Source organism: Verrucosispora sp. SN26_14.1 (assembly GCF_004307965.1).
GTDB lineage: Bacteria > Actinomycetota > Actinomycetes > Mycobacteriales > Micromonosporaceae > Micromonospora.
Genome location: NZ_SISL01000071.1, coordinates 1 through 19365, shown reverse-complemented (window position 1 = coordinate 19365; position 19365 = coordinate 1). Strand labels below are relative to the sequence as shown.

At 71.8% G+C, this 19365-nt stretch carries 19 protein-coding genes and 1 pseudogene; 13 read left to right on the top strand and 7 right to left on the bottom strand.

From position 1 onward, the window contains the following. The first annotated feature begins 195 nt into the window (after positions 1-195). The 4 genes from EYA84_RS09915 (at position 196) to EYA84_RS09900 (ending at position 3458) form a co-directional block, all read left to right on the top strand. Positions 196-702 (top strand): DUF402 domain-containing protein, encoded by a 507-nt coding sequence (locus tag EYA84_RS09915; protein WP_131052739.1) that lies wholly within the window; start codon positions 196-198, stop codon positions 700-702. 58 nt (positions 703-760) lie between these two features. Then, positions 761-1693, top strand: coding sequence for a PPK2 family polyphosphate kinase (locus EYA84_RS09910; protein ID WP_131052738.1), 933 nt, complete (start codon positions 761-763; stop codon positions 1691-1693). A 129-nt stretch (positions 1694-1822) separates the two neighbouring features. Beyond that, the gene (locus tag EYA84_RS09905; protein WP_131052737.1) at positions 1823-2449 is read left to right on the top strand and encodes a DUF47 domain-containing protein; all 627 of its coding nucleotides are present in this window, start codon (positions 1823-1825) and stop codon (positions 2447-2449) included. A 4-nt stretch (positions 2450-2453) separates the two neighbouring features. Next, the gene (locus EYA84_RS09900; RefSeq protein ID WP_131052736.1) at positions 2454-3458 is read left to right on the top strand and encodes an inorganic phosphate transporter; all 1005 of its coding nucleotides are present in this window, start codon (positions 2454-2456) and stop codon (positions 3456-3458) included. A gap of 62 nt (positions 3459-3520) precedes the next feature. Here the strand turns inward: EYA84_RS09900 and EYA84_RS09895 are convergent, their stop codons facing one another. Continuing rightward, positions 3521-4489, bottom strand: a complete 969-nt coding sequence (locus EYA84_RS09895; protein ID WP_131052735.1) for a Gfo/Idh/MocA family protein — start codon at positions 4487-4489, stop codon at positions 3521-3523. 76 nt (positions 4490-4565) lie between these two features. Between EYA84_RS09895 and EYA84_RS09890 the strand changes: the two genes are divergently transcribed. Then, positions 4566-5411, top strand: coding sequence for an NUDIX domain-containing protein (locus EYA84_RS09890; protein ID WP_131052734.1), 846 nt, complete (start codon positions 4566-4568; stop codon positions 5409-5411). 6 nt (positions 5412-5417) lie between these two features. Here EYA84_RS09890 and mshD read toward each other — a convergent pair whose 3' ends face one another. From mshD to EYA84_RS09875, 3 genes are all read right to left on the bottom strand, one after another. After that, a complete protein-coding gene (gene mshD / locus EYA84_RS09885; RefSeq protein ID WP_131052733.1) occupies positions 5418-6344 on the bottom strand; it encodes a mycothiol synthase in 927 nt (308 codons plus the stop codon). Between the two features lie 57 nt (positions 6345-6401). After that, complete coding sequence (locus tag EYA84_RS09880; protein ID WP_131052732.1) at positions 6402-7268, bottom strand: polysaccharide deacetylase family protein; 867 nt, start codon at positions 7266-7268, stop codon at positions 6402-6404. A gap of 111 nt (positions 7269-7379) precedes the next feature. Then, a complete protein-coding gene (locus EYA84_RS09875; RefSeq protein ID WP_131052731.1) occupies positions 7380-8117 on the bottom strand; it encodes a response regulator transcription factor in 738 nt (245 codons plus the stop codon). Positions 8118-8367: 250 nt separating this feature from the next. Here EYA84_RS09875 and EYA84_RS09870 point away from each other — a divergent pair, with 250 nt between their 5' ends. The 5 genes from EYA84_RS09870 (at position 8368) to EYA84_RS09855 (ending at position 11835) form a co-directional block, all read left to right on the top strand. After that, complete coding sequence (locus EYA84_RS09870; protein ID WP_131052730.1) at positions 8368-9402, top strand: hypothetical protein; 1035 nt, start codon at positions 8368-8370, stop codon at positions 9400-9402. A 112-nt stretch (positions 9403-9514) separates the two neighbouring features. Next, the gene (locus tag EYA84_RS09865) at positions 9515-10300 is read left to right on the top strand and encodes a DUF2993 domain-containing protein (RefSeq protein ID WP_131052729.1); all 786 of its coding nucleotides are present in this window, start codon (positions 9515-9517) and stop codon (positions 10298-10300) included. A gap of 72 nt (positions 10301-10372) precedes the next feature. Continuing rightward, the gene (locus tag EYA84_RS33985) at positions 10373-10450 is read left to right on the top strand and encodes an Ms5788A family Cys-rich leader peptide (protein ID WP_311202345.1); all 78 of its coding nucleotides are present in this window, start codon (positions 10373-10375) and stop codon (positions 10448-10450) included. A 211-nt stretch (positions 10451-10661) separates the two neighbouring features. Beyond that, positions 10662-11510 carry a sulfurtransferase gene (locus EYA84_RS09860; RefSeq protein ID WP_131052728.1) on the top strand — a complete coding sequence of 283 codons (849 nt, stop codon included), beginning with the start codon at positions 10662-10664 and terminating at the stop codon, positions 11508-11510. Position 11511: 1 nt separating this feature from the next. After that, positions 11512-11835 (top strand): DUF1416 domain-containing protein, encoded by a 324-nt coding sequence (locus tag EYA84_RS09855; RefSeq protein WP_131052727.1) that lies wholly within the window; start codon positions 11512-11514, stop codon positions 11833-11835. A 93-nt stretch (positions 11836-11928) separates the two neighbouring features. On the opposite strand, the gene EYA84_RS32945 is transcribed toward EYA84_RS09855, so the two are convergent. Further along, positions 11929-12069 (bottom strand): hypothetical protein, encoded by a 141-nt coding sequence (locus tag EYA84_RS32945; RefSeq protein WP_162854347.1) that lies wholly within the window; start codon positions 12067-12069, stop codon positions 11929-11931. Between the two features lie 13 nt (positions 12070-12082). Continuing rightward, entirely contained in the window at positions 12083-13282 is a 1200-nt protein-coding gene (locus tag EYA84_RS09850; RefSeq protein WP_236145686.1) for a glycosyltransferase, read from the bottom strand. A 314-nt stretch (positions 13283-13596) separates the two neighbouring features. Here EYA84_RS09850 and EYA84_RS33980 point away from each other — a divergent pair, with 314 nt between their 5' ends. Next, positions 13597-13878, top strand: a complete 282-nt coding sequence (locus tag EYA84_RS33980) for a hypothetical protein (RefSeq protein ID WP_343232764.1) — start codon at positions 13597-13599, stop codon at positions 13876-13878. Between the two features lie 73 nt (positions 13879-13951). Here EYA84_RS33980 and EYA84_RS09840 read toward each other — a convergent pair whose 3' ends face one another. Then, on the bottom strand, positions 13952-18325 hold the full coding sequence (locus EYA84_RS09840; RefSeq protein WP_131052726.1) for a S8 family serine peptidase: 4374 nt from the start codon (positions 18323-18325) through the stop codon (positions 13952-13954). Between the two features lie 296 nt (positions 18326-18621). Between EYA84_RS09840 and EYA84_RS09835 the strand changes: the two genes are divergently transcribed. Together EYA84_RS09835 and EYA84_RS09830 are read left to right on the top strand one after the other, a co-directional pair. Next, positions 18622-19149, top strand: a complete 528-nt coding sequence (locus tag EYA84_RS09835) for a winged helix-turn-helix domain-containing protein (protein WP_131052725.1) — start codon at positions 18622-18624, stop codon at positions 19147-19149. 12 nt (positions 19150-19161) lie between these two features. Next, positions 19162-19365 (top strand): annotated as a pseudogene (locus EYA84_RS09830) (hypothetical protein); the annotation flags it as partial.

The following is a 19365-nucleotide window of genomic DNA, read 5'->3' as shown; positions in this document are numbered from 1 at the left end:
CCTCGACGGCGGGCCTTGGCGCGGGCGGAGCCGGTGGCGGCGCGGGGCGGAGTCACCGTGGCACGGTACCCGGCGGGGCTGACGCGGGCCGTACCGATCGGCCGTGTTGCGGCGTCACGGTGCGGCACATATCTCCCCGTCGTCCGGTAACTTCCTGACGGCGACGGGTGGGCGAAATCGGTTAGGGTGCGACTCATGCCGAGCGACGTGGTCCGCGTGATCTACCGCAAGTACGACGGCAGCGCCCACCGCGACTACCCGGCCCGCCGACTGACCGAGGACGACCTCGGGGTCTGGCTCGGCGTGTCGGCCGGCACCAGCTCCGTCTACCACGGCCGCCCGTCGGTCGAGCAGATCCCGTTCGTGCTGCTCGTGCCGCATCACGCCTGGTGGACCGGCATGTTCAACCCGCCCCCGCGCACCAGCGAGGTCTACTGCGACATCACCAGCCCGGCCCGCTGGGACGGCGAGGACACGGTGCACCTGATCGACCTGGACCTGGACGTGGTCCGGCGGCGGGAGACCGGCCTGGTCGAGCTGCGCGACGAGGACGAGTTCGCCGAGCACCGGGCCCGCTTCGGCTACCCCGACGACCTGGTGGCGGAGGCCGAGGCGGCGGCACGGTGGCTGCTCGGCGCCCTGGGTGACGGCACCGAGCCGTTCGCCTCCTCGTACCGCAAGTGGTTGGCTCTGGTGGTCTGAGCCCGACCGGCTCCGGCGTCGCCGCGCGCCACCACCGTCGGCGCGCGATGATGCTGCGATGGGCGACGACGGTGGAACTGACGTGGTGGCGCCGATCGGCGGCACCGTACGCGACCTGCTCCGGGTGCCACCCGGAGCGCCGGTCGACCTCGGGGCGACAAACCCGCGCGCGACGCCCGGGTTGCCCGGCTCGGAGGTGACCGGGCCGGATCGCAAGGGGTGGGCCCGTCGGCAGGTCAGGTACGTCGGTGCCGGACTGGCCCGCCAGCAGGAGATGCTGTTCGCGGGTGCGAAGGCCGACCCGGGGTCGGGGCGGCGGGTGCTGCTGGTCCTCCAGGCGATGGACTGCGGTGGCAAGGACGGCACGGTCAAGCGGGTGGTCGGCGCGATGAACCCGCTCGGCGTGCACATCCGGGCGTTCGGGCCGCCGACCGCCGAGGAACTCCGACACCATTTCCTGTGGCGAATCCGACAGGCGCTGCCGCCGGCGGGACACCTGGGGGTGTTCAACCGCTCGCACTACGAGGACATCCTGGTGCCCCGGGTGCAGGAACGCGCACCGGAGAACGTCTGGCGCCCCCGGTACGCCGAGATCGACGACTTCGAGCGGGAGTTGACCGACGACGGGGTGGCGATCGTCAAGGTCTTCCTGCACATCTCCCACACCGAGCAGGCGCGTCGGCTGCTGGCCCGGCTGGACGATCCGACGAAGCACTGGAAGTACCACCCCTCCGACATCGACGCCCGCGCCCGCTGGGACGACTACCAGTCCGCGTACGCGGAGCTGCTGGGCCGCGCCGGCAGCGACGCCGCGCCCTGGTACGCGGTGCCGGCGGACCGGAAGTGGTACCGGGACTGGGCGGTGGCGCACCTGCTGCGTGAGACGTTCGACACCCTCCCGCTGGGGTATCCGCCCGCGGACTTCGACATCGCGGGGGAACGGGAGCGATTGCTGAGGACAACGGGTCTGCTGAAGGTGAACGGAAGTTGAACGAGCGGTGAATGGCACCTGGCCAGGGGTGGGCCGCCGAAGGTCCGCTCGGGGGGTTCCCTAGCATTCCCTCAGCAGGGCGCCGGACGGCGGCTGCACCCCTACCACCGACACGACGAGGTCCGTGCTGTGAGGTTTTCATTTCGCCCCAACGAGGGCGCCTTCTACGAGCTCTTCACCAGGGCTGCGCAGAACCTGGTCCGGGGTACCGCGCTGCTGAACGAGCTGGCCCTGCCCGACGTCGAGGTGCAGTCGGTCAGTGAGCGGCTCACCGAGGTCGAGCACGACAGTGACAAGATCACACATGAGTTGTTCAAGAAGATCAACTCGACCTTCGTCACTCCGTTCGACCGGGAGGACATCTACCGGTTGGGGTCGCTGCTGGACGACGTGATGGACCACCTGGAGGCGGTCGGCAACCTGCTCTACCTCTACGGGCTGACCAAGCTGCCCTCGCTGCCCCGGGAGATGCACGAGCTGGTGCACGTCCTCGACCAGCAGGCCAAGTTGACCGCCGAGGCGATGCCCCGGTTGAAGTCGATGAAGGACCTGGAGGACTACTGGATCGAGATCAACCGGCTGGAGAACGACGGCGACCAGGCGTACCGGATGCTGCTGGTGCGACTCTTCTCCGGCGAGTACGACGCCTTGACCGTGCTGAAGATGAAGGAGGTCGCCGACGAGCTGGAGGCCGCCTGCGACGCCTTCGAGCACGTGGCGAACACCGTCGAGACCATCGCGGTCAAGGAGTCCTGATCCTGTGAGTCCCGAGCTCATCGCGGTGCTGGCGGTGATCGGGGTGGCCCTGGTGTTCGACTACACCAACGGCTTCCACGATGCCGCCAACGCGATCGCGACCAGCATCTCCACCCGGGCGCTCACACCCCGGGTCGCGCTCGCCATGGCGGCGGTCGGCAACTTCATCGGCGCGCACTTCGGCGCCGAGGTCGCCAAGACCGTCGGCAGCGGGCTGGTGGACCTGCCCACCGGTGTGTCCAGCCTCGGTATCGTCTTCGCCGGTGTGATCGGCGCGATCACCTGGAACATCATCACCTGGTACTTCGGACTTCCCTCGTCCTCCTCGCACGCCCTGATCGGTGGTCTGGTCGGCTCGACCGTCGCGGCCTCGGGCACCGTGCTCTGGAAGGGCATCGGCGAGAGCGTGATCATTCCGATGATCCTCTCGCCGATGGTCGGTTTCATCCTCGGCTACATCGCGATGATCGCCGTGCAGTGGATCTTCCGGAAGGGGCACCCGGGCAAGCTCAACCGGGGCTTCCGCTGGGCGCAGACCGCCTCGGCGGCGGCCATGTCGGTCGGCCACGGCATGCAGGACGCCGCCAAGACCATCGGCATCGTGGTGCTCGCCCTCTTCGTCGGTGGTTACCAGGACGACGCCACCTACATCCCGGAGTGGGCGTTCTGGACCTCCGCCGCCGTGCTGGCCGCCGGCACGTACGCCGGTGGATGGCGGATCATCCGGACCCTCGGTCGGAAGATCATCGACCTGCGCCCGCCGGAGGGCTTCGCGGCCGAGACCGTGGCCAGCGGCGTGCTCTACTTCAACGCGCTGGTGCTCGGCGCGCCCATCTCCACCACGCACACGATCACCTCGGCGATCATGGGCGTCGGGGCGACCAAGCGGCTCTCCGCCGTGCGGTGGGGCGTGGCCGGCAACATCGTCGGCGCCTGGATCCTGACGTTCCCGGCCGCCGGTTCGATCGGCGCGCTGATGTACTTCGTCGTCCGCCCCCTGTTCAGCTGAGATGAAAGGAAGGGTCCCCTGCTAACGCCTCGCGTATAGCAGGGGACCCTTCCTAACATCGCTCAGAGGTAGGAGACGCCGATCTGGGCGCGGACGTCGTCCAGCAGGGTCATGATCTCCAGGGTCGCCGAGTGCGGCACCAACGGGCTCTCGGTCAGCCCCTCGGTCAGGCAGCGCTGCACCTCGATCGCCTCGTACTGGTAGCCGTTGCCGACCAGCTCGGCGGTGATCGTCTCGGCCGGCTCGTCCGCCCGGTGCAGGGTGAAGCCGTCCGGCCGGAAGAACGGATCGGGCAGCTCGATCCGCCCGGTCGTGCCGACGATCGAGGCGGTCAGCCCGGTCGCCCCGACCATGCCGCAGCTCAGCGTGGCGACGGCACCGGAGTCGTACCCGAGCACGATGCCGGTGTTCTCGTCCGTGCCCTCCGGCCCCAGCTTCGCCCACGACCGAAGGTGCTGCGGCACACCGAGGATCAGGTGGGCCAGGCTCACCGGGTAGACGCCCAGGTCGAGCAGGGCACCCCCACCCAATGCCCGGGCCCGCATCCGGTGCTCGGGCGGGAACGGCCCGGCCACGCCGAAATCGGCCCGTACGCCGGTGACGGTGCCGATCGCCCCCTCGGCGATCAGCTCACAGGCACGCAGGATGAGCGGGTTGCACCGCATCCACATGGCCTCCATCAGGAAGACGTTGCCCGCGCGCGCGATCTCCACCAGCTCGGTGCTGGTGGCCAGGTCGAGCGTGAACGGCTTCTCCACCAGCGCCGGCTTGCCGGCCACCAGGCAGGTGCGGGCCGCCTCGTGGTGGGCGGCGTGCGGGGTGGCGACGTAGATCACGTCCACCTCGGGGTCGGCGACCAGATCGTCCCAGGTGCCGTACGCCCGCGTCGCGCCGTGCTGCTCGGCGAAGCGCTCGGCGCTGGCGGTGGTCCGTGAGCCGACCGCGACCAGTTCCGCGCCCGGCACCAGGCGGAGGTCTTCGGCGAAGCGGGCGGCGATGTGGCCGGTGGCCAGGATGCCCCAACGAGTCATGGCGTGACGCTACCGAAGATCACCTCCGGGCGGCACCGCTGATCCACCGGCCGGGACATCGCTCTAAGCTCGGCGTATGACCCTGGACCGTGGTTATCCCGCGCCGCCCGCACTGGTGGAGCACGCCCGCCGGTTCCAGGCGTCGGGCGGGGTTCCCACGGTGCCCCGGACGGCCGCCACCGTGCTGCTGCTTCGTCCCGCCGACGAGGGTTTCGAGGTCTACCTGATCCGCCGGGTCGCGGCGATGGCCTTCGGCGGCATGTACGCCTTCCCCGGCGGCGGGGTCGACCCCTCGGACTCGACCGCGCACCTCGACTGGGCGGGGCCCGAACCGGCCGACTGGGGCGTACGCCTCGGCGTGCCGCCGCAGGCCGCGCAGGCGGTGGTCTGCGCGGCGGCCCGGGAGGTGTTCGAGGAGGCCGGGGTGCTGCTCGCCGGTCCGGACGCGGAACGGGTGGTCGGCGACGTCAGCGACGACGGCTGGGAGGCCGCCCGGGTCGACCTGGAGCAGCGCCGGACCGGCTTCGCCGAGTTGCTTGCCGCGCGGGACCTGACGCTCCGGTCCGATCTGCTGCTGCCGTGGAGCCGGTGGGTGACCCCGGACTTCGAGCCGCGCCGCTTCGACACGTACTTCTTCGTCGCGTTGCTGCCCGAGGGGCAGCGGACCCGGGAGGTCTCCGGCGAGGCCGACCACGCCCTGTGGATCAGGCCCGGCGACGCCTGCGAGCGCGCGGCGGCCGGTGAGTTGACGATGCTGCCGCCGACCCAGGTCACCCTCGCCGAGGTGGCCGCCTGTGCCGACCTGGCGGCGGTGGCGCGGGCGGCGGCGGCCCGGGACGCGGGCAGCCCGATCACGCCGGTCCTGGACCTCTCCGACGAGGCCGATCCCCGCTTCTATCTGGATACCCCGCCGACGCGCTGACCCACCTCAGCCGAGGTGGTAGTTGACGTGGGCGGACCAGCGGGCGAACCCGGTCCGCTCGTAGAGCGCCACCGCGCCGGTGTTGGACTCGTCCACGTAGAGCATCACCCGGTCCAGCCCGCGCTGCTCCCGCAGGTACGCCAGCCCGGCCGTGGTCAGCGCCCGACCGAGCCCGCCGCCGTGCGCGGTGGGCTCGACCCCGAGTACGTAGACCTCGCCGATGCGCGCCGACCCTTCCCGCGCGTGCACCTTCGTCCAGTGGAAGCCGAGCAGCCGCCCGGTCGACGATTCGACGGCGAGCAGGAAACCGGCCGGGTCGAACCACGGCTCGTCGAGGCGTACGCGCAGGTCGTCAGCGGTCCAGCGGCCCTGCTCGGGATGGTCGGCGAAGGCGCGGGCGTTCAGGGCCAGCCAGGCGTCGTCGTCCTGACCCGGTCGGAACGCGCGCAGTTCCACCCCGTCGGGCAGGCGCGGCGGGTCCAGTGGTGCGGTCAGCGGTCGACGCAGTTGCCAGAGCACCCGGGCACGGCGGAAACCGAGGTCCACCGCGAGCGCGGCGGCCGACGGGTGGTCGCCGTGGGCCCAGGCGCGCAGTGGCCCGGTGGCGGCGACGACCATCTCGCGGGCCAGCGCCCGACCGATGCCGCGTCGGCGGTACGCGGGGTGCACCACGAGTTCCGCGCCGATCCCGTCGGCCGGGTCGCCGGTGTCCAGGTGGGCGTACCCGGTGAGGGTGTCGTCGTCGGCGCGGGTCAGCAGGTGGATCGCGGGTGCCCGCTCGTCGCGCAGCCGGAGCAGGACGTGTTCGTCCAACGGGTCCGCGCCGTCGGTGTCGCCCGCCGTACGGGCCAGCGCCAGCACCTCGGCGATCTCCGTGGGCCCGAGCCGTTCGGTGCGGTGGACCTGGTCGCCGGTCGATCGAGTGCCGCTCATCCCGTCACCGTATCCGGGTCACCGGCGACATCGCGGCGGTGGGCGGGCCGGCGCCGGTCAGAATCCGTGACGCGGTAGCGCCTGGACGTCGAGTCGGCCACGCAGTTCGGGCAGGATGCGGTACAAGGCGTCCACTGTGCCCTGTCGGTCGCCTCCGGCGTCGTGCAGCAGCACGATCGAGCCGGGTTGCACCCCGTCGAGCACCGACGCGGCGATCCGGTTCGCGCCGGGCCGCTGCCAGTCGGAGGTGTCCAGCGTCCAGTGCAGCGGCGTCATGCCGAGTTCCCGGGCGGTGGCGATCAGCGAGTACGTCCAGGCGCCGCCGGGCTGGCGGTACCAGGCGATCGGGGCGTCCGGCACGGCGGCGCGGATCGCCTCGCTGGTGCGCAGCAGGTCGTTCCGGATCCGTTCCGGTGACCGCGCGCCCAGCGTCACGTCGTGTTCCCAGCTGTGGTTGCACAGCGTGTGGCCGTCGGCCACGATCTGCTGGACGAGCCACGGGTACGCCTGGGCGTTCTGGCCCACCAGGCAGAAGGTCGCGGTGACCCGGTGCTCCCGCAGCAGGGCGAGCACCTGCGGGGTGTAGTCCGGGTTCGGCCCGTCGTCGAAGGTGAGGGCGACGGTGCCGGTGCCGGTGGTGACCCGGGTGCCCATCGGACCGAAGTTGGGGTCCTGGGCCTCGCCCTGGTCCGGGTCGTGCGGGACGCCGCTGGGCGGGACGGCGCCGGGCGTGCCGGTGGGTGCGGGGGCGTCCGCCGAGGGCGGGACCTGGTCGGCGTACTCGGGATGCTCGGCACCGGTCGCGGTGACCGCGGAGTTGTCGCGCGGCTCCTGGGGCAGCAGGTTGCGCCCGAGCAGGTACGTCGAGCCGAGCACCGCGGACACCACGAGCACGATGATGCCGACCGCCTGTGTCGTACTCACCGGCCGTCGTGCCGAGCTCCCGTAATACGTGCCCACCGCAGCCCCTTTTGCTGGTCAACTCGGCAGTCACCATAAGGCTGACGAGTTGCCCAAAAGGGGCATATGGGGGAATTAGCCCTCGACGGTGAGAGGGTGCAACGCCAGGGACGCGTGCTCGGTGGCCTCGGCCAGCGCCCGGTTCGACGGTACGACGAACTTGTAGCCCACCTGGCGCACGGTGCCGATCATCGACTCGTACTCGGAGCCGAGCTTGGCCCGCAGCCGACGCACGTGCACGTCCACCGTCCGGGTGCCGCCGAAGTAGTCGTAGCCCCAGACCTCGCGCAGCAACTGGTCGCGGGTGAACACCCGGCCCGGGTGCTGGGCCAGGAACTTCAGCAGCTCGAACTCCTTGTAGGTGAGGTCGAGCGGGCGGCCCTTGAGCTTGGCGGCGTACGTGTCGGGGTCGATCATCAGCTCGCCGGCCCGGATCGAGCCGCCGGCACCGGCCGTGGCGTTGCTCAACCGGCCGACCGCGAGCCGCAGCCGGGCCTCCACCTCGGCCGGACCGGCGGAGGCGAGGATGACGTCGTCCACGCCCCAGTCGGCGTTGAGCGCGATCAGGCCGGCCTCGGTGACGACCGCGACCAGCGGTACGCCCAGCCCGGTGGCGTGCAGCATGCGGCAGGTCGCCCGGGCCTCGCTGAGTTCGGAGCGGGCGTCGACGAGCACGGCGTCCGGGCTCGGACCGGCGACCAGGGTGCGGACGTCGCGTGGTGCGGTGCGCACCGAGTGCGGCAGCAGGTCGAGTGCGGGCAGCACAGCGGATGGTTCGCCTGCCCGTGCGGTCACCAGCAGCAGGATCTCCACGATCACCTCCGTCCCGGCGGCCGGTGTGGCCGCACGCGACCAGCGGCACTCAGGACGAGTGGGCGCTGGGAACTTCCGTGGGTCCCGGCGTCGCTGACGGGCGGGTTTCGGCTTGAGAGTAGCCGATGGCCCTGCTTGGACCGCGTAATGGTTTCCGGTTTGCCCCTTCTGCCCATGATCGCGGCCAAGGTTTTAACGTCGTGGAAACCGTGGCACCCGAGTTGTGCATCTGGTCTGGCACGATCGGTGCGTGTTTCCCTCCAACTCGCCCGAGGCCGACCGCGAACAGTGGGTGGACGACGTGCCCCCCGGGGACGGCTCGGCACCGCGTACCGGTCCGGCCGTGGATACCGAGGAGCGGGGCCGCTCCCGGGGCCCGCGACGCCTCAGGCGCGGCGGCTCGCCCCGGCGTGCCGACGACGCGCTCGACGAGGAGGAGGACGAGTACGACGAGCCACCGGTCGAGGTCCCCACCAAGCTCTCCCTCGCCGTCGGCGGGTTCGCCGCGCTGCTCGGCATCGGTCTGATCATCGGCGCGCAGACCTCCGGACCCGGCGACCGGGTGCCCTTCGCCATCGTGGTGTTCCTCGTGCAGGTGCTGTTCGTGCTGGTCTGGACGGTGGTGAACCGGCCGCCCGCCGCCGCGGTGGTGATCGGTGCCGGCGTACTGGCCGCCGCCGTGGCCGACACCGTGGCCATCCGGACGGCCGAACCCCGCATCCTGCCGCTGTTCTACGTCGCGGCCGGTGGGGTGCTCGTGGCGGTGCTCGGCCAGTTGGTCCGGCGGGTGGACCGGCTACGGGTGACCGACTCGGTGCGGACCACCGCGACCATCGTGCTCGGCCCGGTCGCCTTCGCCACGCTCATCGTGCTCACCCGGGTTCCCGCCGGCACCCAGGCGATCGTGGTCTGCCTCGCGGCGAGCGCGGTCGCGCTCACCGTGGCCCGGCTGACCGACGCCGTCGCGGCCTGGCCCCGGCTCGCCCCCCAGGTGCCGCGAGGGGCCGCCGGGGTGGTCGGTGGCGCGATGGTGGGTACGCTCGGGAGCGCGTTGCTCGGCGGCTATCTGGTCACCCCGTTCACCCCGACCCGGGCCGCGATCATCGCCCTGGTCACCGCAGTCGTCGCCGTGCTGGCCGACCTGGCCTCCGGATACGCCGAGGCCGGTCGACTGATGGCGGGCGAGCTGCCCGACGCGTGGGCGGCGCGGCACGTGCAGGGGCCGCTCGCCGGCTTCGCGATGGCCGCCCCGGCCGCGTACCTGATGTGCCGACTGGTGTTGTAGCCGGCCGCTGCGGCGGGCGGTTGAGGAATCCGGACATCGGGTAACACCGGTGCGCCGCCGGGCGTACCGGCGATTCGGCCGGGATCGACGTGCGACAGGACAAGGAGAAGGTGTGGAGCACGAGCAGACCTATGGACGGCGCCCGCGGCGACGGGGGCGCAAGGTACTGATCGGCTTCGTCGTCCTGCTGGTCGTACTCGTCGGTCTGCTCGCGATCGCCGACCGGGTCGCGGCCAACGTGGCCGAACGCACCATCGCCGACGAGGTCCGCCAGCAGGTGGCCCAGCAGGGTGCGCAGTCCTCCCCGCCCGAGGTCGAGCTGGGCGGGTTCCCCTTCCTCACCCAGGTGCTCGACGGCCGCTACGAGCGGGTCACCATCCGGCTGCGGGACGTGCAGGGCTCGGTGCAGGGCGACGCGGTCGCGCTGCCCAGCCTGGACGTGGACGCCCGCAACGTCCGCGCCAGCCTGGACACGCTGCGTACCGGCCAGGGCGACGTGGTGGCCGAGACGGTCAACGGGACCGGCACCATCGACTACCAGAGTCTCGCCGCGTTGCTCGACCGGGAGGGGCTGACCCTCGGCGAGCAGGACGGCAAGCTCTCGGTGACCGCCCCGTTGGACGTGCTCGGCCAGCGCCTCACGGTCACCGGCACCGCCGAGATCGTCGTCGGTGAGCAGGGGCAGATCGCGCTCCGCTTCGACGACCTGGACGCCGAGGGCCTGCCCAGCCTGCCGATCGCCCGCACCCTGCTGAACAATTTCGCCCGCAGCATCTCGGTCGACGTACCCCTGCCGGAGCTGCCGTTCCAGCTCACCGTCCGGGAGGTCGTGCCGAGGCCGGAGGGGCTGACGGTGACGGCGGACGCACGGGACGTGCCGATCAACTCGGTCGGCTGATCCCGGCGCCCACGTCCCGGATGCTGGTCGGGCCGGTGGAGATTCGTGAGATCGCTGATAGGCTCCCTGGTCATGGGGACGCTCCTCACCAAACGGCGCGCGGTCGACCTGTGCCGCGTGGCCACCTGCCTGTGTCGCCCCGTCATCTGACGGCGGGGCTGTTTCGGGCCGCCTAGCGGCCTTCGGCACTTGGGGTACGCGTACCTGATCCCGGTGCACCCCACCGGACGCCCGGCAGCGGCGCCGTCGCACGAATCCCGTGATCCGTTCCTAGCTATGGGTCCCGCGCGTGGTGCGACTCCTTCATCACAGCGAATTCCGCGCGCTGGCTCACCATCCATCCTCACCAGGGAGTGATCTGATGAGTCGCGACACCGCACTCGTCTCGGCCGAGTGGGCCGAGAAGAACCTCGACGCCCCGGGCGTCGTCTTCGTCGAGGTCGACGAGGACACCTCGGCCTACCACACCGGTCACATCGCCGGTGCGATCAAGCTCGACTGGAAGACCGACCTGCAGGACCCGGTCCGCCGGGACTTCGTCAACAAGACCCAGTTCGAGGCGCTGCTCTCCGAGCGTGGCGTCGGCAACGACGACATCGTCGTCCTGTACGGCGGCAACAACAACTGGTTCGCCGCGTACGCGTACTGGTACTTCAAGCTCTACGGCCACGGCGACGTCAAGCTGCTCGACGGCGGTCGCAAGAAGTGGGAGCTGGACGGCCGTCCGCTGGTCCGGGACGAGGTGACCCGCTCGGCGACCCAGTACGTCGCGCAGGAGCCGGACAACAGCATCCGGGCCTTCCGCGACGAGGTCGTCGCCGCGATCGGCACCAAGAACCTGGTCGACGTGCGCAGCCCCGACGAGTTCGCCGGTCGCCTGCTCGCCCCCGCCCACCTGCCGCAGGAGCAGGCCCAGCGGGGTGGCCACATCCCCACCGCGATCAGCGTGCCGTGGTCGAAGGCGGCCAACGAGGACGGCACCTTCAAGTCCGACGACGAGCTGCGCAAGATCTACGGCGAGGCCGGGCTGGACGACGGCAAGGAGACCATCGCGTACTGCCGGATCGGCGAGCGCTCCTCGCACACCTGGTTCGTGCTCCAGGAGCTGCTCGGCCACCGCAACGTGAAGAACTACGACGGATCCTGGACCGAGTACGGCTCGCTGGTCGGCGTGCCGGTGGCGCTCGGCGACGAGCCCGGGGAGGCCTGAGATGACCGCACCGACCGCCGCCGGTTGCGCCGCACCGGATCAGGCCGCGCCGTTGCCGGCCAGCATCGACCTGGAGAAGGAGACGGTCATCACCGGCCTCGTCCGCTCCACCGAGGGTGAGCCGGTGCCGGGTGCCTACGTCCGGCTGCTCGACTCGACCGGCGAGTTCACCGCCGAGGTGGTGACCTCTCCGGCCGGTCAGTTCCGGTTCTTCGCCGCTCCCGGCAACTGGACCCTGCGGGCGCTGTCCCGGCACGGCAACGGCGACACCGCCGTCACCGCCGGACGGGGCGTCAACGAGGTGACCGTCACGGTCACCGACTGACCCACGCTCTGATCGGCCTCGTGGCCCGCGTCCCCCATATCCACCGGGGGACCCGGGCCACGAGCCGTCTGCGCCCTTCCGCGACGCGGTACGTCAGCCGACCTTGCGGCGGGCCTTGGCGCCCCACTTGGCGGCGGTCACCAGCAGGGCGCCGAGCCCCAGCAGGATGCTGCCGAGCAGGCCGACGGTGGCGGTGGAGGCGCCGGTCAGCGGGAGATCCTGGTTCGCGGACATGTTGTCACCTCCCTCAGCCCTTCACGCCGACCGCCATGCGCGCCGGGGAATCCCAGACGCACCGGTCGACCGTCGGCTGTCGGATCGCCTTCACCAGGGCGTGCACCAGGATCACCCGGTACAGCAGGTCGGCGAAGACGATCACGGGGAGGAACAGCGGTAGGCGGGGGCGCCGGAGCCGCCAGGCGGCCAGCCCGACCCAGAGGCTCTGCCCGGCCAGCATGAGCCCCAGCCCGGCCAACAGCCCCGGACCGGCGGTGGCGAGCAGCCAGAGGGTCATCGGGGCGCCGGCCACATAGAGCACCCAGTGCAGCATCAGCAGCAGGTACGCGAAGTCGAAGCGGCTCGTGTGCCGACCCACCCGGTGCCCGATGACGCCCTGGAAGGTGCCCCACATCCAGCGCAGGTTCTGCCGGTACCAGTCGGGCAGCGTGGTCGGGTCCTGGAGGTGTGCCAGTGCGCGCGGCGCGTACACGACCCGGCCGAGGTGGCGCCGGTGCGTCTCCAGCACCCAGTACGTGTCGTCGACGATGTAGGGCGGCTGCTGCGGCAGCACGGCGTCCAGCAGTTCGGTGCGGTACACCGAGTTCGAGCCGGAGATGCAGTTCATGACGTTGAAGTGGCTCTGGATCCGGCGGATCACCGCCTGATACATCCAGTAGCTGTAGGCGCGCTTGGCCAGCCACGGGTTCCACCGCCGTTCCGGCGGCCACCACGTGACGTTGTGGCCCACCGCGATGCCGACCTCCTCGGTCAGCTCGGCCAGGGCGGCGGTGACGAAGTCCGGCGCGACCACCACGTCGTCGTCGAGGATGGCGACCGCGCGGTAGTGCGTACCGAGACCGAACTCGACGTATCCGGCGTGCAGGGCGGCCGGCTTGCCGACGTTGCGGGCCAGGGCCAGCACCCGGGCGCCGACGGACTCGGCGAGGTGAGCGGTGTCGTCGGTCGAGGCGTCGGAGACGAGGTACACGTCGCTGCCGGTGGCGCGTGCCGCGCGTACCGTCTCGGCGATGGTCGCGGCGCCGTTACGGCAGGCGATCAGGACGGCCACCTGGTCCGGGCGTACCGGGCCGTAGCGCGGCGACCGGAGCGCGTGACGCGGCCGGTAGGCCACCTCGGGGCGGACGAAGCCGTAGCCGAAAGACCCGACGATCAGCAGCAGCGCGACGGCACTCACAGTGATGGTCGAGGCCAGGAGGACTTCCAGCATGACAGCCAATCCGCAGGCGGGAGGGGATGTGAACGCCGCTCGCGTTGAGGCGTGCTGCTAACGCTAAGTGACGGACCGTCGGTCGCCAAGAGCGGTGATCGCTTTCGTCCGTTCGGCCGACGGCCGGATGGCCCTCCGGTCGGTCGGAAACGCCGATGACCAGGAGAAACAGTCGGGTGGACGGACGCGCGACAGGGCTGGACGCCGCCCGGTGGCTGGACGGCGGCGGTGGGTGGACGGCGGCGGTGGGTGGCGGGTGCGCACCCTGTCGGGTCGGGTCCTTTCGAGCTGACGGCGAGAACGGATCAGGCGTCATGCCGCAGTCCGGTTTCGTCCGCCCGACCGCGATGCGCCCGCCGGTCATTCGTCCGGCGGTCATGCCTCCTGCCGCCATTCGTCCGGCGTTCATGCGCCCTGCCGCCATTGGTCCGGCGTTCATGCGTCCGGCTGGCATTGACTCGGCTGCCTTCGCCCGGTTCTCAACCGCCCGGGTTCCCCGCGCTTCTGCTCGCCTTGAGGCGCTCGAAGTGATCGACAGGCGGCAGGGCAAGGGTGTTGTCGTGACCGATCCGAGCACCTGGCTTCGCAAGCCCTGACCTGTATTCCGGGCGGACAGGGCGGCGATGGCCGCCGGTTCGTGACGAACCGGCGGCCACCAGGGGTAGTGCGTCAGATACCGGTCGCTCTGGTGCAGGTGGATGCCGGATCAAGGGCGAAGTCGAGGGAGCCGACGATGCCCGCCTCGATCTGGTGCCGCTTGACCTGCGGCACCCAGCCGTCCTTGGCCACGATCACCTCGTACCGGCCCTTCGGCAGCCACCAGGCGTACGTGCCGTCGGCGCCGGAGGTCAACGTCGTGCCGGTGCCGGCCGAGATCAGGTTCACCCGGACGGTCGCCGCCACCGTCACCGTCACCCCACCGCAGGTGGTGCCGGTGACGGTGCCCTGGACCTTGCCCCAGCTCGACGGCGGCGAGACGTTCATCTCCACCGACACCGGCGTCACCGGGTACGGGGTGTCCGAGGCGACCACCAGTTCGGCGTCGTACCGTCCCGGCTGTTGCAGTCCGGCCGCCGCCGTCGCGGTGAGCGTCACCGTCACCGTCCGGGACGCGCCCGGTGCCAGCGTGAAGGTCGCCGGCGAGCTGGACAGCCAGGGCACGTCCGCTGCGGCGGCGCACTGCTCCAGACCACCGAGCAGCTCGCTGTCCGCCGAGCCCACGAAGGAACTGGGCGAACCACCGATCTTGTACGCGCCGCAGGCGGCGGCGCCCCGGTACCGGCCGAACTGGGCGTTGGGCAGGTCACGCCAGGCCCCGGTGGCGGGGTCGTAGGCGATGGTGCGGTTGCTGACCGCCGTCGAACCGGCCGTCACGCCACCGGCCAGCACGAGCATCCCGCCGGCTGCCGCGTACTGGGAGCCCCACAGCTCGGTCGGCATGCTCGGCAGCGGGCTCCACGCGTCGGCCGTCGGGTCGTACCGGTAGGCGTCGGTGTACTCGGTGCTGCCGGTGCCACCGGCGCAGTGCACCGTCTCGCCGAGCCCACCGCAGGCCAGCCAGGACACCGGGTGCGGGTAGGCCGCCCGGGTGCCGAACGTGCCGGCCGCCGGGTCGAAGACCACCAGTCGGTCGGAGTCCGTGCAGGTGGCGTCGGCACAGCCGCCCACCAGGTAGACCTTCCCGTCGACCACCGCCCCACCGGCCGCTGCGGTCGGTGCCGGGTTCGTCGCCCCCGGCACGGTGCTCCAGGTGCCGGCGACCGGGTCGAAGACGTCGACGGTGGCCACCGGACGGTCGTCCGCGCCCCAGCCCCCGAACACGTACAGCTTGCCGTTGACCGCTGCCGCGACCGGCTTGGAGCGCGCCACCGGCAGGTCCGGCAGGGCGGTCCAGGCGTCGGCACCCGGGTCGTACGCCCAGGCCCGCCGCTCGGTGCCGGTGTCACCGCCACCACCGACGGAGTAGATCTTCCCGCCCAGCCACGCGGCGGCGTTGTCGTAGATCGCGGCCGGCAGCTTGGCGATCGGGCTCCACGCGTCGTCGGCCGTGGTACGCACCTCGGGTGCCGCCCCGCCGTACGCGACTCCGGTGTGGGCCTTGCTGATGCCCTTCATCTTCTGTTCCCGCAGCGGTGCGCCGGACTGGCGGAGCAGCTCGAACGCGCCGGTGCGTTCCAGCAGCTCGACGGCGGCCGGCGCGCTGCCGGTGTTGCGGACGGTCAGCTTGGTGGTCCGGGTGCTGTTGTAGGGCTGGTGCGCCACGACGGACGCGGGGCTGACCGTGAGCCGCCCGGCGCCGAGGGCGAAGTCGGCCCGCTTGACCCGGTCGGCCTCGACCGTGACCTGCTTGGTGGCCGGTTGGTACGGCGGACGACTGGCGGTGAACGGGTGGGCGCCGGTCAGACCGGAGAAGAGCCAGTAGAAGCCGTCCGGCTCGGCGGTGTCCTCCGGGGTCGCCGCCGACACGGCCCGGTCCTGCGGCCGGTCGTCGCTGACCACGGTCACCCCGTCCACGGGTGCCCCGGTGTTGCGGTCGGTGGTGGTGCCCACCACCAGACCACCGGGCACCGGCGTGCACTCGCGGTTGACCACCTCCACGTCGTCCACCTGCCACCACCAGGCGAAGGTGCCCTTGAACCGGAAGCGGACCAGGGCCGAGGCGGCGTTCGCGGCCGGGGTCAGTGCCACCTCCTCGACGCGGGGGCCACGCCGGCTGGTGGTCTGGTGCCAGACGGTGGTCCAGGTGGCGCCGGAGTCGACGGAGACGTCGACGTCCGCGGTGTCGGAGATCCCGACGGCCCGCCAGTCGCTGCGGAAACGCAGCACCGGTGCGGCGGTGCCGGAGAAGTCCAGCGGCGGGGTGACCAGGTCGGTGTCCTGGCTGTTGCCACTGCCGAGGGCGTCACTGTCGACGATGGCGAACCCGCCGGCACCACCGGTCAGGTTGCCGCGCGACCGGGCGTCGGTGAAGGTCCAGCCACCGGAGGCGGTGCGGTTGTCGACCCGCCAGCCGGCCGGGGTGCCGGTGCCGTCGAAGCTCTGGGTCAGCAGCGGGGTCCCGAACCGTCCGGTGTAACCGGCGGCGGTGCACCCGGCATCGACCGGAACGGCCACGTCGACCGTGGTGGCCGCGCCGCCGACCGGCACCTCCCGGGTCACCGTGCGGTAGCCCGGGTAGCGGGCCGTGACGGTGAGCCGGTACGTGGTGTCGCCCGGTGCGGTGAACGAGTAGCGACCGGTGACCGGGTCGGTGAAGACCGGCCCGCCGGGCCGTCCGGCCACCTCGACCTTCGCGTACAGCGGCCAGCCGTGTCCGGAACCGTCGGTGACCTTGCCGCTGACCGTGACCGTCGGGGTGGCCGCCAGCGCGAAGTTCCGGGTGACGGCCCCGCCCTCGGCCACCGTGACGGTCGCCGACTGACCGGCGTAGCCGTAGGCGCTGACGGTCAGGCGGGTCTCGCCGGCCGGCACGTTCAACGCGTACCGGCCGTCGGTGCCGGTGGTGGCGCTGCGGGTGCCGTCGGTCACCGTGGCTCCGGCCACCGGGTCGTCGTCGGCCGCGTCGGTGACCATGCCGCTGACCCGGCCCACCGGGCCGCGCGGGGCGTCCCGCACCGCCGCGTACGCGTCCAGACGTCCCTCGCCGAAGACGTTGTTGTCGGCCGGGGTGCCGCCGCAGGTGGTGGCGTCGACGTCCCGGGCGGTGCGGTCGAGCAGTTCCTCGGTGCCGGCCACGTCGCCGCGCAGGCTCGGTGCCGCCGCCCAGACCAGCGCGATCGTCCCGGCCACGTGCGGGGCGGCCATCGAGGTGCCGCTGAACGAGGCGTACCCGCCGTTGCGGACGCTGGACCGCACGTTGCTGCCGGGTGCGGCGATGTTCGGCTTGATCAGGTCGGTGCCGAAGCCCCGGCCGGAGAAGTCGGCGATGGCGTTGTTCACGTCGTACGCGCCGACCGCGTACGAGTCGGCGTTGTCGCCGGGAGAGCCGGCGCTGCCGCAGGCCGGTCCGTCGTTACCGGAGGAGAAGACCGGGAACATGCCGGCGGCCCGCCAGGCCGCGACGGTCTGCTGGTACCACGGGTCGCCCCCGTCGCCGCCCCAGGAGTTGTTGACGATGTCGGGGCGCAGGTCCGGTCGGGGGTTCTGCCCGGCGGCGTCGGTCGGCGCGAGCACCCACTGCCCGGCGGCGAGCAACGAGGCGTCCGCGCAGCTGTTCGTGCCGCAGCCCTTGGCGGCGATCCACCGGGCTCCCGGGGCCACGCCGATCTGGTTGCCGGCGCCGTCGTCGCCGACCATGGTGCCCATGGTGTGCGTGCCGTGGTCGTTGTTGTCGCAGGGCGCGGTGCCCGCGCAGACGCCGGTCGGGTCGAACCAGTTGTACGCGTGGTCGAAGCCGTCGCCGAGGTTGCCCCGGTAGGAGCCGACCAGCGCGGGGTGGTCGTAGCGCACGCCGCTGTCGATGTTGGCGACCACGACGCCCTCGCCACGGTCGCCGAACTCGTCCCAGACCCGGGGCGCGCCGATGTTGGTCAGGCCCCACTCGACGGCCGTGGTGCGGGCCCGGGTGGTGTCGGTGGGGGTCGGCCGGACCAGCGGGTAGCTGCGGCTGGGGGAGATCCGGGCCACCTCGGGCCGCCGGGCGATCTCGTCCAGCAGCGCCTTGTCGCCCTCGACCCGGATCGCGTTGGCGATCCAGTACGCGGTGTGCGGCACCTTGCGCTCGTCGAGCATCGCCCGCAGGTCGTGTTGGGTACGGCTGGCGGTGCCGGTCAGCAGCCGGTGCACCTCGTCCGCCCGGCGGTCGGCGTCACGCAGCCGGGCGGCGTCGGCCAGTGTGGCGGTCTCGCGCAGGTACACCAGGAATGTCGCGGTCGACGCGGTGTCGAACCGGTCGATCAGGCCCTGGTCGACGGCGGCCCGGTGTGCCGTCGGCTGTGGGGCCGGTGCGGCGACGGCGGGCTGGGCGGTGACGGCGAGTACGGCGGCGGCCAGCAACGTCACCGCCCGCCACCGTGATGACCGTGCGGATGGTCGTGTGAACAAGGTTCCTCCCCCACGTCGTCGGTCCCGATCCGTTCGGGGCCCGGACAACCCGCGCGTCGGCTTACGACGTCGCGGAGCGGACGGGGCGATGTGGGTGGCTGATGGTGAGCGCCCGCCCGCTGAGAGTCATGCTCTTGCCCCGGCAGTCGGTGATCAATGGACGGCGTCGGTCAGTACTCGGTCAGTGACGGGGCGGGTTGCTGACCGTTAGTCTTCAGGCGGGGGCTCCATCGGTGACTATCGTTGGCGATTAATGGAAAGTCGCAGGTCAGCACGGTGCTCTCGGGGGAGGCAACGTGTCCGTTGAGGAGATACCGATCCTGGTCTGCGTCAGCTCCGACGCCTCGGTGCGACAACGGGTCATGCAGCGGTTGGACGGCGTGGGACCGGTGGTGATCTGTAGTGACCTCGCGCAGTTGCGCGCGATGTTCCCGGCTCCGCTGGCCGAGCCCGCCGCGCTGCCCGACGAGTCGAACGGCCGACCGACGAACTGGGGCGACCTCGTGGTGGACCGGGCCGGGCACCTGGTCACCTGGCGGGGCGTGCCGTTGGGTCTGACGCGTACCGAGCGGGAGCTGCTGGCCCGGCTGATGAGCCCGCCGCTCGCGCTCTGGAGCTACGAGCGGCTCTTCGCCTCCGTCTGGGGCGGCGCGTACCTCGGTGACACGGCGATCCTGCACTCGGCGGTGAAGCGGTTGCGGCGCAAGCTGCGGGCGTTGCCCGGCGGCCCGCAGGTGCAGACGGTCCGTGGGGTGGGCTACCGGCTGAGCACGCCGCCGGAGGGCGCCGACGGGCGCCCCGGCGAGGCGGTACACCACGCGTGACACCATGACCCGGTGAGCGGTGCTGTCCAGACGGGGTATTTCCCGCCCGCAGGTCCCCGGCCGCCGGCCCCCGGCCCCCGGTGGCCGCGCTGGCTGATCGTGGCGACCGTGGCCTGGGCGGTGCTGCTCGCCGGTCTCACCTGGCGCTCCGCCCGGAACGATCCGCCGACCGTCCGCGAGCAGCGCACGCTCGCCGAGGCCGGCCCGGTGGTGGAC